Annotated in this window: 14 protein-coding genes; 4 read left to right on the plus strand and 10 right to left on the minus strand. The window is 63.6% G+C overall.

All coding sequences use genetic code 11. The features are described 5' to 3' along the window. Positions 1-354: 354 nt before the first annotated feature. From JOD78_RS25560 to JOD78_RS25580, 5 genes are all read right to left on the minus strand, one after another. Entirely contained in the window at positions 355-699 is a 345-nt protein-coding gene (locus JOD78_RS25560) for a BON domain-containing protein (RefSeq protein WP_209570020.1), read from the minus strand. A gap of 232 nt (positions 700-931) precedes the next feature. After that, the gene (locus JOD78_RS25565) at positions 932-2,314 is read right to left on the minus strand and encodes a sigma 54-interacting transcriptional regulator (protein ID WP_039790255.1); all 1,383 of its coding nucleotides are present in this window, start codon (positions 2,312-2,314) and stop codon (positions 932-934) included. 72 nt (positions 2,315-2,386) lie between these two features. Then, complete coding sequence (locus JOD78_RS25570; protein ID WP_034339018.1) at positions 2,387-2,890, minus strand: hypothetical protein; 504 nt, start codon at positions 2,888-2,890, stop codon at positions 2,387-2,389. Beyond that, positions 2,880-4,358 (minus strand): HAMP domain-containing sensor histidine kinase, encoded by a 1,479-nt coding sequence (locus JOD78_RS25575; protein WP_134137708.1) that lies wholly within the window; start codon positions 4,356-4,358, stop codon positions 2,880-2,882. Before JOD78_RS25575 ends, JOD78_RS25570 begins: the two co-directional genes overlap by 11 nt. A gap of 218 nt (positions 4,359-4,576) precedes the next feature. Next, complete coding sequence (locus JOD78_RS25580; protein WP_039790261.1) at positions 4,577-5,821, minus strand: M20/M25/M40 family metallo-hydrolase; 1,245 nt, start codon at positions 5,819-5,821, stop codon at positions 4,577-4,579. A 219-nt stretch (positions 5,822-6,040) separates the two neighbouring features. Here JOD78_RS25580 and JOD78_RS25585 point away from each other — a divergent pair, with 219 nt between their 5' ends. Beyond that, positions 6,041-7,468 (plus strand): MFS transporter, encoded by a 1,428-nt coding sequence (locus tag JOD78_RS25585; RefSeq protein ID WP_209570018.1) that lies wholly within the window; start codon positions 6,041-6,043, stop codon positions 7,466-7,468. A 327-nt stretch (positions 7,469-7,795) separates the two neighbouring features. Further along, the gene (locus tag JOD78_RS25590; RefSeq protein ID WP_034339001.1) at positions 7,796-9,040 is read left to right on the plus strand and encodes an HD-GYP domain-containing protein; all 1,245 of its coding nucleotides are present in this window, start codon (positions 7,796-7,798) and stop codon (positions 9,038-9,040) included. Between the two features lie 79 nt (positions 9,041-9,119). Here the strand turns inward: JOD78_RS25590 and JOD78_RS25595 are convergent, their stop codons facing one another. Then, positions 9,120-9,545, minus strand: coding sequence for a BLUF domain-containing protein (locus tag JOD78_RS25595; RefSeq protein WP_034338998.1), 426 nt, complete (start codon positions 9,543-9,545; stop codon positions 9,120-9,122). Positions 9,546-9,547: 2 nt separating this feature from the next. Continuing rightward, positions 9,548-10,291 (minus strand): GTP cyclohydrolase I, encoded by a 744-nt coding sequence (folE, locus tag JOD78_RS25600; RefSeq protein ID WP_039790264.1) that lies wholly within the window; start codon positions 10,289-10,291, stop codon positions 9,548-9,550. 473 nt (positions 10,292-10,764) lie between these two features. Between folE and JOD78_RS25605 the strand changes: the two genes are divergently transcribed. Then, positions 10,765-11,442, plus strand: a complete 678-nt coding sequence (locus JOD78_RS25605; RefSeq protein ID WP_209570016.1) for a flagellar basal body L-ring protein FlgH — start codon at positions 10,765-10,767, stop codon at positions 11,440-11,442. A gap of 158 nt (positions 11,443-11,600) precedes the next feature. Here the strand turns inward: JOD78_RS25605 and JOD78_RS25610 are convergent, their stop codons facing one another. Further along, positions 11,601-12,176 (minus strand): hypothetical protein, encoded by a 576-nt coding sequence (locus JOD78_RS25610; protein ID WP_034338990.1) that lies wholly within the window; start codon positions 12,174-12,176, stop codon positions 11,601-11,603. A 250-nt stretch (positions 12,177-12,426) separates the two neighbouring features. Here JOD78_RS25610 and JOD78_RS25615 point away from each other — a divergent pair, with 250 nt between their 5' ends. After that, positions 12,427-12,870, plus strand: a complete 444-nt coding sequence (locus tag JOD78_RS25615) for a hypothetical protein (RefSeq protein ID WP_209570014.1) — start codon at positions 12,427-12,429, stop codon at positions 12,868-12,870. Between the two features lie 29 nt (positions 12,871-12,899). On the opposite strand, the gene JOD78_RS25620 is transcribed toward JOD78_RS25615, so the two are convergent. Further along, positions 12,900-14,165: a D-amino acid dehydrogenase gene (locus JOD78_RS25620; RefSeq protein WP_209570012.1), complete on the minus strand. Its 1,266-nt coding sequence runs from the start codon at positions 14,163-14,165 to the stop codon at positions 12,900-12,902. A gap of 86 nt (positions 14,166-14,251) precedes the next feature. Further along, the gene (locus tag JOD78_RS25625) at positions 14,252-15,049 is read right to left on the minus strand and encodes an SDR family NAD(P)-dependent oxidoreductase (RefSeq protein WP_121037504.1); all 798 of its coding nucleotides are present in this window, start codon (positions 15,047-15,049) and stop codon (positions 14,252-14,254) included. Between the last annotated feature and the right edge of the window lie 101 nt (positions 15,050-15,150).

A 15,150-nucleotide genomic window follows, 5' to 3' on the forward strand; every position in this document is an offset into this window, starting at 1 on the left:
CCCACGCTTATCGGCTGTTAATTTTTAAAGATCTGTCTGTCGCAAACGCGCTTGGCGCTGTTTGCATCGCTGCGAATCGTTTTGTTCGTCAGCAGGGGGCGAACTATAGCAACGCATCCGGCAGCGCGCAAGTACTTTTTGAAAAATAGTTCAAAATAATTTAGAAGGATATGGGCCAGGCTCCGTCTGGTACGCCGAAAAGCCTTACCCAGCTTGGGCCTCAGAGATTCTGGCCAGCACCGAAAAAAACCAAAAGAATCCGGGCCATCCCTGGCGGGACGGCCCGGATTCTTTTTTACTGGTCTAAATAATTCAAATAATTACCGGATTTTCTGCAAACCCAAGCGGCTCTGCTTAACCCGCCTTCACGGTCAGGTCGCTCTTCACATCGCGCACTCCCTCGACCCCGGCGACCAATTGCAAGGCATGCTGGCCCAGCTCGGCGCTGGGGACGGAACCCTTCAGAGTGACCACGCCATCCTTGGTGCTGACCTTGATCTTCATGGAAGAGATCTGCTTGTCTTCCACCAGCGCCGCCTTCACCTTGGCGGTGATCACGGAATCGTCAATATAGGCGCCGGCCTTCTGCGCAGAGGGCGCATTGGTGCTGGCGGAATCCGCCGCGCGGACTGCCGGCGCGGCAGCGGCCATCACCATGGCGGCGGCCAGCAGTCGTGCTGCAAGTGAAGATGTCTTCATGGAGTTCTCCTTGTTCAATGAGGTGGACCTGGCATTGCCCTTCCCTTCACCAAGGCGGGCAACTCTGGTCTATACGTTCGCAAATGCCATGCCACCCCAAGCTATCCTCAATGAAATCAGTGACTTATCGCGCGAACTCAGCAGTCCGGCAGCAAAGATGAGCCGGCAAACCCACCATTTCCGTCGGCCGGACCCGACATCATGTCCTAGCGACAAGCGCAACTCCTTGATTTCAAACGACTCCGTCCTGTCGCTCCATCACGACGGCCTCCTCGCCACCCCGGAATCGCCTTGGATCCAGTCCATTCTTCTGCAGCAGCCGGTAAAACTCGGTTCGATTGCGATCAGCCAGCCGGGCCGCGTCGGAGACATTGCCATCCGTCAGCTTCAGCAGCCGCACCAGGTAATCCCGCTCGAATTTCTGCTTGGCCTCTGCATAACGCAGCAGATCCAGCGTCGGCACCCGTAAAGCGCGCTGGACCAGCGACGCCGGGATCAGCGGCGCGGTCGACAACGCGCACACCTGCTCCACGACGTTATAGAGCTGGCGCACATTGCCCGGCCAGTGGGCCAGGCTGAGCACTTCCAGCGCATCCGGGGCAAATCCCGTCAGGCGCTTGGGATAGCGCGCGGCGATGGTCTTGAGGAAATGATTGGCCAGCAGCGCGATATCCTCACGCCGCTCTTCCAGCGGCGGCAGGCTGAGCGTGACCACATTGAGCCGGTAATACAGATCGGCCCGGAAGTGCCCCTCATTCATGGCCGCCTCCAGGTCGCGGTGGGTGGCCGAGATCACCCGTACGTCGACCTCGGCAGCCTGGTTGGCCCCCACCTGCCGCACGGTCTTTTCCTGCAGTACGCGCAACAGCTTGACCTGCAAGGCCAGCGGCATATCCCCGATTTCATCGAGAAACAGGGTACCGCCTTCCGCCGCCTGGAATAAACCTTCACGATGCTCTACAGCGCCGGTAAATGCGCCTTTCACATGGCCGAACAGTTCGGACTCCAGCAATTGCTCAGGAATGGCACCGCAATTGACGGCAATGAAGGGCTTCCCGGCACGCGGACTGGCGCGGTGAATGGCGCGGGCCAGCACTTCCTTGCCGGTACCGCTGTCGCCACGGATGAGGATGCTGGCGTCGGAGGCCGCCACCAGCCGGGCCTCGGCCAACAGTTCATCGACCCGCTGGCTGCGGCTGATGATGTCGGCGCGCCAGGCTTCATCCGGCGTCTCCTGGGCTGGCGCGGACAGGCTCAGGGCCTGCGCCACCTTGTCCAGCAGGACATGGCCATCAAACGGCTTGGTGAGATAGGCGAAGGCCCCCTGCGTGGTGGCCTCGACGGCATCGGGAATGGTGCCATGGGCGGTGAGCAGGATCACCGGCAAGGCCGGATAGCGGCTGCGGATCTCGGCAAACAGCGCCAGCCCATCCATGCCGGGCAGACGCACATCGGTGATCACCAGCGCCGGCAGCGCAATGGCCAGCTGGGCCAGGGCGGCCTCGGCGCTTTCCACGGCCAGGATGCGGTAGCCGCTGGCGTTCAGGCGCAGCGTCAGCAATCGCAGCAGGTCGGGATCATCGTCGACCAGCATCAGGGGGGCAGTCTTTCCCATCGGGACTCCAGTTCCAGTAAAGGGAACGGCCCCGGCGGGATGGCGGCATCCCCGGGTCTTCGGGGATGCAGATTACTTGCCGCCAGCCGGCAGGGTCCGTTCGATGTTCTTGAGCGCTTCCAGCTTGTCGTTGAGCTGATCGACCTTGCGCTGCGCTTCCTTCAGTTGCACCGAGGACTTCTCGGCACCGTCGGCCACGCGGCGCAGGTCGGAATAATGTCCAACCAGCAACTGCACCAGAGGCTTGAGCTTCTCCGCTTCGACGCTGCGATCGGCCATGACGTTCCATAGCTGGGCTTCGGCCTTGGCCAGGTCGATGGCGTCGCGCGTCAAAGACAGGGCCATGGCGCGGCGCACATTGGTCGCCGGACCGGCCGGATAGGTATTGACACGCTGCAACTCGCGGCCCAGTTCGGCCGGCGTCATCTTGCGCAGCTGGGCGTTGTAGGCCAGCAGTTCGTCGATGTTGCTGGAGGATTGGATGAGCTGGACGGTCGACGTCGGTGCGGACGGCTGCGGCCCCACACACGCGGCCAGCACGACGGAACAAGCCAGGATCAGGATCTTATTTTTCATCAGGCAACTCGATTCGGAAATGCGCCCCGCCCTCACGCGGGACCAGATAGACCTTGCCGCTATGCGCCTGTACGTACTCGCGCACCACGGACAGCCCGATGCCATTGCCACGGCGGGCACCGGTGGGCTGATGCAAGCCCTGGTAGAAGGGTTCAAAGATGCGGGCGGTATCGGTCGGTGCCACGCCCGGCCCCTGGTCCAGACATTCCACCCGCACCATGCCCGGAGCCTCGCTCAGCAGGAAGCGGATGAAGCCGCCCTGCGGGCTGAAGCGCACGGCATTGGAGAGCAGGTTGGCCAGCACGATGGCCATCTTCTCGGGATCGACCACCACGGTACGGGCCGCACCCTCGATTTCCACCTTCAGTTCGCGCGCCAGCCATTGCAGGCGCTGGTCGTCGATCACCTTGTGCAGCAGCGCGCGCAGGTCCACCGGCACCGGATGGATACGCTGGGCATCGAAGGAGACTTCGTTATAACGCAGCAGATCCTCGATCTGGGTCTGCAGCGACTGGGTATTCTGGCGCAGGATACGGGCAATCTCGCGCTGGTTCTCGGTCAGTTGCCCGGCCACGCCGTCATCCAGCAGGGCCGCGCCTTCGCACAGCGCCGCCAGCGGGGTCTTCAATTCATGGGAGACATGGCGCAGGAAGCGCGACTTCTCCGCCTCCAGATCCGCCAGCCGTTGGCGCAGCCAGTCCAGCTGCTGGCCCAGGCGGCGGATGTCGGCCGGGCCGCGCACGTCGATGGGCTGGTCGAAGCGATTGTCACCCAGCCGGCCAATGGCCTGCTCCAGCCGTGCCATCGGACGCGACAGCCAGAGTCCGAAGCAGAACGCCAGCAAGACCGCCAGCACGATGGCCCCCACCACCTGTGCGGTGAGCAGCTGGCGCTGCTGCTCCAGCGCCGCCGATAACGCATTGTTGCGGCGATCCACCTCGCGCCGGCTCTCCAGCGCGATGCGTTCATTGAGCGCGGGCAGGCGCGCAAAATCCTGGAACAGCTTGGCCTGCTCGCCCTTGTCCTTGCGCGACTCCGCCTCCAGCACGCCGGCGGCTTCATCCACATACACGCCCCACTGGCTGAACAGGTCGCGCGGGGCCATCGGCAGCGAATCCGACAATTCACCCAAAGCCTGGCGCGCCTGCTCGCGCGCCTCGTTGAAACGATCATGGAAAGCGCGGTCATCCAGCACCAGGTACTGGCGCGCACTGCGCTCCATGGCCACGGTGCGCTCGGCCAGCCGCTGGGCGGATTCGGTCAGCTGCACCGCCTGGCGCGCCGTCTCGCGGCTGTTGGCCGACATGCGGTCCAGTGTGAAGAGGGCGTGGATGGACGTACCGCTCAGGAGCGCGGCGATCAGCAGGAAAGCCGCCAGCAGCAACTGCCGGAACGACAATCCAAGATAGCCGGGCTTGCGGCCGGCGGGCGACTGGGGCGGATGAGTGTGCTCGATGGCGTTGAACATGCGATTGATCTCGGTCCCACAAGACTTGCCTGGTTATCCGGCTGGCGCACTGCCCTCCGGCCCGAAACATGCCGACAGGAAACGCCGGCCACGCTGTTGCGGGCACACATTGTAATCATTTGTCGGGCGGCCTGCGATGCGGCGACGTTTCCCCACGGCAATTCCGCGAGCGCGACCTGCCACGGAGGACCGCGGGCGCGCCCGGAACGGCGTCGGCCTCAGTCTTGCGGACCGAGGAAATCCAGCAGCATCAGGGCGACCACCTTGGTGGCCTTCTTCAGGTCATCCAGCGCCAGGTTCTCATCGGCCTGCTTGGCATTGGATTCCATGAGCGTGCGCGGACCGGCCCCGAACAGCACCACCGGAATGCCTGCTTCACCATACAGGCGGGCATCGGTATAGAGCGCCGAACCATTGGTGGTCAGGGTCTCGCCCATGACCTGTTCGGCATTGCGCAGCAGGCTGTCCACCAGCTTCTCGTGACCCGGCAGCGGGCGCAGCGCACGCGCCAGCAGCAGGCGGCGGATTTCCACACGGATGCCCGGCAGGCCGGCCACTGCGTCTTCGATCAGCTTGCGCACGCCAGCTTCGACCTGCGCCGGATCTTCCTCGGGAATCATGCGGCGGTCCATCTTCAGCACCACCTTGCCCGGCACCACATTGGTATTGGTACCGCCGTCGATGCGGCCGACGATCATGGTCGGATGGCTGATGCCCGGGATGGAGGAGCGGATGTCCTTCAATCCCGGCAGCGCGCCATAGATCGCATTGAGAATGGCATTGGCCGCCTGCAGGGCATCATGGCCGGTCTCGGGCATGGAGCCGTGCGTGGCGCGGCCATGCACGGTCACCTCGAACTGCAGGCAGGCATTGTGGGCGGTCACCACGTTGTAGCTGAAGCCGGCCGCCAGCACATAATCCGGACGGGTCAGCTTCTGTTCCAGCAGCCAGCCCGGGCCGAGCACGCCGCCGAATTCCTCGTCATACGTGAAGTGCAGTTCCACTGCGCCGCGCAGCGCTGCCCCCAAGGACTCCAGCGCGCGCGTGGCGAAGATATAACTGGCGAAGTCGCTCTTGGAAACCGCTGCCGCACGGCCATAGATGCGGCCATCCGCCACTTCGCCCCCATACGGGTCATGGGTCCAGCCTTCGCCCGGCGGCACCACGTCGCCGTGGGCGTTGAGCGCCAGGGTCGGTCCACCGTCGCCATAGGGACGGCGCACGATCAGGTTGGTGATGCTCTGCATGCCATAGTCGCGCACCTGGTCGGCCGGTACCGCGTGCTTCTCGGCCTGCCAGCCCCAGGACTGCACCAGCTCGGCCACCGCATCGGCGTGCGGGGCGTTGTTGCCGGGCGGGGTATCGGTGGGGATGCGGATCAACTGCTGCAGGACCCCGACCTCTTCCTCGAAATGCTGATCGATCCATGCGCACAGGCGCTCCGACAACTGCTGTTTGGACATGCTTGCCACTCCGTGATCAAAGGCACCAGCCGCGCTGGCGCAAACCGCCATCATAGCGCAGCCGCCCCGCGTGTGGCCGCCGCCTGCGCATCCGGGCGTTCCCCGCTATCATTGACCGGCGCTGCCTTGCGGGGTGGCGCGCATTCCAGGACCTCCAAGACAACCACGACAACAAGCGGCAGCACCAGCACGCTTGCACCGCCAACACCCAACCAAACCATGTCCTCGCAGCCTTCCACTTCCGGCACGTCCGATCCTGCCCGTCACATCGTCATCGCTGGCGAGGGCCTGCCGCCCGAGCAGCGCGGGCGCGCCATCCTGGCGCTGGGCATCGCGGTCGGCCTGGCCACGCTCGACACCGCCATCGCCAACACGGCCCTGCCCGCCATGGCATTGGACCTCAACACCACACCGGCAGCCTCGGTCTGGATCGTCACCGCCTATCAGCTGGCGATGATGGTGGCGCTGCTGCCGCTGGCGGCGCTGGGGGAAATCGTCGGTTACCGCCGCATCTATATCTGGGGACTGGTGCTCTTTACCGCAGCCTCGCTGCTGTGCGCGGTGGCCTGGTCGCTGCCCACGCTGGTGATGGCGCGCTTCCTGCAGGGACTGGGCGGGGCCGGCATCATGAGCGTGAACACCGCGCTGATCCGATTCATCTATCCGACCCGCTCACTGGGCCGTGGCGTCGGGCTCAATACCCTGATCGTGGCCATCGCCTTCACGGTAGGACCATCGGTCGCCTCCGGCATCCTCGCCATCGCACCCTGGCCGTGGCTGTTTGCGGTCAACGTGCCGCTGGGCGTGGCGGCCGTCATCCTGGCCCTGCCCTCGCTGCCGCATACCGCGCTGTCGACACACGCCTTCGACCTGCGCAGCGCCGTGCTCAATGCGGCTGCCTTCGGTCTGCTGATCCTGGCCATCGGTGAAGGCGCGCACCAGGCAGAGGCCAGCGTGGTCGGACTGGAACTGGGCGCCGCCATCGTCTGCGGCCTGTTCCTGCTCAAGCGCGAACTGTCGCATCCGGCACCGATGCTGCCGGTGGACCTGTTCCGCCATCCCATGTTCACGCTCTCGGCGATCACCGCCGTGTGTTCCTTCGCGGCGCAGGGCCTCGCCTTCGTCTCGCTGCCCTTCTTCTTCCACCATGACCTGGGCCGCAGCCAGGTCGAGATCGGTCTCCTGATGACACCCTGGCCGGTGGCCGTGGCGATCATGGCACCGATCGCCGGACGGCTGTCGGATCGCTATCCGGTCGGCATCCTCGGCGGCGTCGGGCTGGCGCTCCTGTGTGCAGGGCTGCTATCGATGACCTTCATGCCGGCTGCGCCCACCGTATGGGAAATCAGCTGGCGCATGCTGCTCTGTGGCATGGGCTTCGGCTTCTTCCAGTCGCCCAATCTCAAGGCACTGATGACCAGCGCCCCGCCGCATCGCAGCGGTGGTGCCTCCGGCATCGTGGCGACGGCACGGCTGCTCGGCCAGAGTGTCGGGGCCGCGCTGGTGGCGCTGTGCTTCAACCTGTCGGAGACCCAGGGCTCGCGCTTTGCCCTCGGCTTCGGCGCCGCCTTTGCGGGGGTGGCCTGCATTGCCAGCTTCCTGCGTTTGCTCACCAGCAACCCTTATGCGCCGCCACTGAAAAAATAAGTTTTTCTCACCATTCCTCACAGCCACCGTCGGCCGGATTCTCAGGCGGTGGCTGCCTGTCTCGGTATTACATCAATTTTTCAACGATCTTCAGATCAAACATTTTCCGCACATAAACTTCCGTGCGGACGCAGGTAAAATTCGTCGGCAAGATGACGACAAGCCGCGTAAAACTGATGCCATTCTGTTACGATAGCTCGTCAGTGGAATGATGTTCACAGAACATCGCCGAGCTTCATTCCTTCAGACAACAGGCGTCCATTTCATCAGGGAAATCGAACCGCTTTCAGTACGGGAACCAGCGACAGGCACAGACCTGAATTCGATATGTTGAAATCCATCGCCTTGGCTCAATTACGGTTGGGCATGTACGTTCATTCCATCCCCGGCGGATGGATCAATCATCCTTTCTGGCGCAAATCCTTCAAGATCGAAACGCTGGAAGACCTGCAAACCCTGCGCGAGTGCCCGGTCGACGAAGTGACCATCGACACGGCCAAGGGCCGCGACATCGCCCCCGAACACGATATCGACGACGAGACCGGCGAGGCGGAGCAGGATGACGCCGCGCCCCCCGCCGAGATCGCCATCGCCCACCAGGGTGCCAGCGCCACGGTGGCCGTGCGCAAGCCGGCCACCCGCACCGAGACGGCGGTAGAACGTGAACGCGCGGCGCGCATCATCTCCTCCTCCAAGTCCACCGTGCTCAACATGTTTTCCGAAGCGCGCATGGGCAAGACGGTCGACGTCAAGGATGCCGCCGAACTGGTGACCGAGATCACCTCCTCGGTCTCGCGCAATGCCGATGCGCTGATCAGCCTGGCGCGGCTGAAGACCACCGATGATTACACCTACATGCATTCGGTGGCGGTCTGCGCGATGATGATCTCGCTGGCCAACCAGCTCGGCATGACGCAGGAACAGATCAAGCAAGCCGGCATGGCCGGCTTGCTGCACGATGTGGGCAAGATGGCCGTGCCGCTGGATATCCTCAACAAACCCGCCAAGCTGACCGAAGAAGAATTCGCCTCGGTGCGCTCGCACACCGTACAGGGCCACAGCATCCTCAAACAGATCGAAGGAATTGGCGAAGCCGCACTGGATGTCTCGCTGCACCATCACGAGAAGATCGACGGCAGCGGCTATCCGTTCAATCTCAAGGCCGACAGCATTTCCATCATGGCCAAGATGGGCGCGGTGTGCGACGTCTACGATGCCATCACCTCCAACCGTCCCTACAAGGCCGGCTGGGATCCGGCCCGCTCGATCCGCCACATGGCCGCCAGCGCCGGGCATTTCGATCCGATCACGATGGAAGCCTTCGTCAAGGCCATCGGCATCTACCCGACCGGCTCCTGCGTGATCCTGCAATCGGGCCGGCTGGGGATCGTGGTGGACCAGCGGCCGGAGCACCTGCTCACCCCGCGCATCAAACTGTTCTACTCGACCACCAGCCGCATGCCGCTCAAGCCGGAAATCATCGACCTGGCCCGTGGGGGCGACAAGATCGTGGCCTACGCCGATCCGGCCAAGTGGGGCATCCGCAGCCTGCCCAGCATCGACCTGGATTAAGCCCGCGAAAATCACGCAGCCCCCCCAAAAAAAACGGCACCGCAAGGTGCCGTTCTCACATCCGCGCGAACCTGCGCCATCAATCGCGCTGGGCGAAGGCCGCCGTCGAGGCCAGCTCATTGAGCAGCGCCACGGTGGAACAGCTGGAAACATCGTAGGGATTGAGTTCGCCCGTGACCGAATACTTCAGCAACAGCGAGCGGTTGATCTTGTCCAGGCGGATCTTGCCCATGGTCCAGGAGGAATACTGGCGCTCGTCGATCGATTCATAAGCCAGCAGGATCACGTCCTGATGACGGTCATCACGCAGCAGTCGGCCATACAGGCGATTGACCTGATCGCGCCCGCCTTCGAGCACCTGCACGAAGGTCGTGTCGCTGTAGCACAGCACGCCGGTGATGCCCTGCTGCGGATTGCGCTGGCGCGAGGCAGCCAGGATGCCCTCGATGGTCTCGTGGGTGATGGTCTCGCGCGAGCGGCTTGCGTAGATCAGACGAACCAGCATGATTAACCTCGTTGACGTTGGGAAATCAGCGCCAGGAATTCACGGCGCAGGTTGGCATCACGCAGGAAGGAGCCGCGCATGACGCTGTTGATCATCTTCGACTCCACATCCTTGACGCCGCGCCAGTGCATGCAGAAGTGATCGGCTTCCATGACGATGGCCAGGCCATCGGGCTGCAGCTTCTGCATCAGCAGGTCGGCGGCTTGGGAGACCGCTTCTTCCTGGATCTGCGGGCGGCTCATGATCCATTCCAGCAGGCGTGCGTACTTGGACAGGCCGATCAGGTTGGAATGTTCATTGGGCATCACGCCCACCCACACCTTGCCCATGATCGGGCACAGGTGGTGCGAGCAGGCACTGCGCACCGTGATCGGGCCGACGATCATCAGCTCATTCAGGCGCTCGATGTTGGGGAACTCGGTCACCGGAGGCGCCGCCTGGTAGCGGCCCTTGAAAACTTCGTTCAGGTACATCTTGGCCACGCGCTTGGCGGTGTCCTGGGTGTTGTGGTCGCTCTCGACATCGATCACCAGGCTCTCCAGCACCGCGGCCAGCTTGGACTGTACCTCGGCCTGCAATTGCTCCAGTTCGCCTTCCCGGATGAAGGCGGCGATATTGTCGTTGGCGTGGAAACGCACGCCGGCCGCCTTGATGCGCTGGCGGATGCGGGCCGATACCAGCTGCTCGTGCACGCTGGGCGCTGCAATCTCGGCGCTGGTGGCGGCCTGGTTCTTGTCTGTTGCCATGATGGAGTGCGATCACGCCAGGCGGGACCGCTGAGTTGGGGGTGGCGTCATTATGCACGGAAAAACGCAGACGCATTGAGGGCAAACCAGAGTCAAGCCCGAGTCAAAGCGATCACAACAGCGCGGCTGTGGCGTGCCGTCCACGGCAGCGCCTGCGGCGAAAAAGGGGGCCGCCGGATTCATCCGTATGACCTCCGTGCCCCGTGTTTAATGCTCGTTCGCAGGAGCATTCATCTGCGCTTAATGCTGTCCAGCGTACGACTTAACCGCCATTGATGATTGTTTGCCGCACTTTACACGGGCCTAACCGCTGCTTACGCCTGCAGCCACCATCATCCCTGCACGCGCCGCCCGCGCGTTCATGCTTCCTGCGAGGTGGCTGCCCGCCTCAGGCAAGCAGCAGCTCAGAAGCAGGCAACAGCGGGCGGTGGCTCGTGCCGGGCATCCAGCCTGGCCGCCATCGGGGGAGTACCATGACATTCCAGTATCGCCTTGCCGGTGCCAGCGCACTGGCCGTTTCGCTATCGGTCTCGCTGTCGGCCTGCAACAGCCCGGCGCCCATGGTGACCGGGCCCACCAGCGTGCGGCCGGCCTATCAGGTGGCCAACGTGGAAAACAATGGTGCCATCTTCCGCGTCTCCAGCGCGCAGCTGTTCGAAGAGCCGACCACCTACAACGTGGGCGACATCATCAAGATCGACATCTCGGAATCCATCAGCAGCAGCAACAAGGCGGCCACCACCAACAGCCGCGACACCACGCTCACGCAAAAGGGCCCGGGCTCGGGCGCGCCGCTGGGCGGACTGTTCACGCAACTGTACGACGCCAATTATTCGGCCAACGGCAGCAATACCTTCAAGGGCTCCGGCGACAGCAGCAATACCAACACCATGACCGGCACGCTGATGGTCTCCATCGTCGAAGTGCTGCCCAACCGCAACCTGGTGGTGGCCGGTGAAAAGCGCATCGGCGTCAACGGCAACACCAACACCCTGCGCTTCTCGGGTGTGGTGCGCACCCGTGACATCCGCGGCGGCATCGTGGCCTCCTCCAACGTGGCCGATGCGCGGCTGGAACAGGTCGGCGGCGGCTCCATTGCGGATGCCAGCACCGATGGCAACTTCTTCCGCCGCCTGCTGACCATCTGGTGATCGGATGATGATGTGATCGGGTACGCGCTGCAGGCGCGAGATCACCCGGTCTGCAAACGACAACGGCAAGCGCGCAGCTTGCCGTTTTTCATTGGAGGCGCAACAGCGTGATCGCCGAGTGCGCCGTGTGCGCCGTATCTGGTCTTCCGAATCCGGCTTCAGAATCCGTTGGCCGCGCTGCGCATGTTGTCCGGCGAATTGTCCGCCACCTGCGGATTGCCCGGGAACAGCGCATCGATCAGCGGTGCCAGCTTGTCACCCGCGCTGGCCCACTTGTCCTGGCCGAAGGAACCGAGCCGGTACTGCGCCGTGCCCAGCACGCGGCCTTCGCGGCGCAGGGTCAGTGCGGCATAGGTGAGATAGGGGGTATAGGCATCGGTGAAGACCTTGGTGTCCCATTTGACGTAGCCCACATAGCTCAGCGTCACGGGGCAGGCCAGCGACTGGGTACCGGCATCGTAGACGCGGCTCTGCACGCCGTGTTTCTGCAGCTCGCCCTGCAGGCCGGGCACGAAGTCGCTCAGCGCCACCGAGCCATTCCACTCGATGCAGACTTCGTGGATCGGATCCTTGCTGTAGACGATGGGATTCTGTACCGAGTTGGGCGTCATCGCGCGCACGCTGGAGGCGGTGGATCCGACCAGTCCCACGGCGTCGACCAGGGCATTGCCGGACGTGACGATGCAGCCCGACAGCGATGAAGCCAGCAAGGTGGCAATGATGATGGTGCGCATGATGCTCTCCCCGAGCGCAATCCCTTGGCTTTCACGATCCCTGCATGGCGCAGGTGGCCGGGATTACAGGCTGCCCATCATAGCGGCGCATATTGCAGCCTCAGGACCGTTTTACCTTGATTTACGCTGACCCTGTGCAGGCTTAACAGCCACGTACGTCACGCAAATACAAGGCTTGGCGGGGACCTGCACAGTACTGGCACAATAGCCGCCTGTGCCGTTTCATGTGCTGCCTTACAAGGAGACTTCCATGCCCTCGCTCATCATTCGTTCCCTGCTGGCCTCCCTCGCCTTCACCGGCCTGCTGCAGGCCGCCCAGGCCGATACCCTCAAATCCGACGCCGAAGTGCGCGCCCTGGCCGACAAGGTCATGGCCCAGGCCGGTGCCGGCCGCACCGATGATGCCTATGGCCTGCTTTCGCCCTATGCGCTGGTGGACATCCGCGCCTTCGAGGGCGCACGCACCAGTGCACGCAGCGCGCGCACGGCCATCGAAGCGCTGGTCGGCAATTCGGTCGGCTACGAATTCATCCGTTCCGAGAAGGTGGGCGAATCGCTGATCAAGCTCACCTACATCGAAAAAACCGAACGCCAGGCCATCCCGTGGATGTTCATCTTCTACAAGACGCCTGGCGGCTGGGCCGTGAGCAGCTTCAGCAATGGCGACAATGTGGATGCGCTGTTTGATCGCTGATCATTGATCATTGATCGGCAGCGCTCCGCTCAGAACGTGCGCTGCGGCTCCAGGTCGGCGCTCTCGATGGCGCTGGCCACGCCCGAGATCTTGTCGGCGATGATGGCCGAGGACCCGCAGGCCGTGGTCCAGCCATTGGAGCCATGGCCGGCGTTGAGCCACAGGTTGGCATAGCGGGTGGCACCGATGAGCGGTGCGCCGTCCGGTGTCATGGGTCGCAGTCCGGCCCAGTATTCGACCTTGGCCAGATCGGCGCCCTGTGGATAAAGATTCTTCAGCGACTTCAGCGCGGTGGCGCAATCGCGCGGGGTCACCCGCGTATCCCAGCTGCCGATCTCGGCCGTGCCTGCCGCGCGGATGTGATTGCCCATGCGGGTGATGGCGACCTTGTAGTACTCGTCCATGACACCGCTGCGCGGCGCGCTCTTGGGATCGGCCACCGGCACCGTGATGGCATAGCCCTTGACCGGATAGATCGGCAGATCCAGCCCCAGGGGTTTCAGCATCGGTACTGACGCACTGGCGCAGGCGACCACGTAGGCATCGGCGCGCAAGGTACCGGTGGGTGTGCGCAGGCCGCTGACCTGGCCACCGGCCACCTCGATGGCCTGCACCTCTGTGGACAAGTGAAACTCCACCCCATGCGCCTGCAGCCAGCCGGCCAGCGCGCGCGCAAACAGCGGGCAATTGCCGGTTTCATCCATCGGCAACAGCAAACCGCCCTTCAATTCATGACGGGCCGCATGCAAGCCCGGATCGAAGGCCACGCAGCCATCGGCATCCAGCAGCTCGAAAGGCACGCCGGCTTCCGCCAATACCTTGGTCGACAGCCCGGCATTGTCCAGCCCTTCCTGGGTGCGGAACAATTGCAGGTTGCCGCCGGTGGTCTGTTCGTAGCGGATATCGAGACGCTCGCGGATCTGCTTCAACTGGCCGTGGCTGTAGCGTGCCAGGCGCCCCATGCGGGCCTTGTTGACGGCATAGCGCTCGGGCGTGCATTGCGCCAGGAAGGTCTTGAGCCACTTCCACTGATGCGCATCCAGGCGCGGCGTGAAACGCAAGGCCGCCTCGATCCCCAGCCAGCTCTGCACCGACCACTTCAGCGACTTGGCCGGCATGCCGGGAGCCGCCCACGGCGTGGCATACGAGGGGCAGACATGGCCGGCATTGCCGACGCTGGTCTCGGCCGCCACCTCGGCGCGGCGTTCCACCACGACCACTTCATGGCCGCGCTCGCGGAGGAAATAAGCAGTGGTGACGCCGACGATGCCGGCGCCCAGCACGATGATGCGCATGGTCTCAGTTCAACTTCCGAAAAAAGTAAATGATGCAAATGATGTGAATGATATAAATGATTTAAACGATTTAAATCGTTTTCACATTACAGGGTGAGTCCGCCATCCACATGCCATACCTGTCCGGTGACGTAGGAAGCCGCCGGACTGAGGAGGAAAGCGATCACATTGGCGATCTCCTGCGGCTGTCCCAGGCGCTGCAGCGGGATGCGCGCCAGCGCCGCCTGCCAGGCGGCCGGGTCGATGGCCGACTTGGCCGGATCGCTTTTCTGAACGTAGCCGGGCGCCACCGCGTTGACCGTCACCCCGGCCGCGGCCACCTGCACCGCCAGCGATTTCACCAGGGCCTCGATGCCCGCCTTGGCCGCCGCCGATGCGGGAAAGCCCGATTCCCCCAGGCGGAACACGTGGGCCACGAAGGAGCTGACGGCCACCACACGGCCCTGACCGCTGGCCTGCAGCGGCTCGCGGCAAGCCGTGATCAAGCGGAAAAAGCCGCCCAGGAGCGCATCGAGCGAACGCGACCAGTCCGCCTCATCGAGTTCGCCAATGCGCTTGCGATCGGCAAAGCCGGCATTGGCCACCAGTGCATCGAGCCTTCCGTAGTGCGTCAGCGCAGCGTCACGCAACTGCGCTGCGGTGTGCGCATCAGCCAGGTCGCCCAGCGCCAGCGTGCACTGCGCGCCCTGCGCGCGGCATTGCTGCGCCACCGCCTGCAACTCCGGCGATTCGCTGCGGGCATGCAGGACCAGGGCGACATCGGGTGCCGCCACGGTGGTGGCCACCGCCGCACCGATGCCGCGCGCGGCACCGGTGATGAGGATGACACGCACAGAAAGGGGAGAACTGGCAGCAGGAATGGAAGAAAAAGGGGACGGGTTCATGATCCAAAAGGTGAAACAGCACGTTCCCGCTGACCGGGAATTTGGCATAACACTTCACTTGCGCAATCCCGTCATTTTAGCCAAAGCCCGCATCTACGGGG

The organism is Herbaspirillum sp. 1130 (genome assembly GCF_017833835.1).
Lineage (GTDB): Bacteria > Pseudomonadota > Gammaproteobacteria > Burkholderiales > Burkholderiaceae_D > Herbaspirillum > Herbaspirillum huttiense.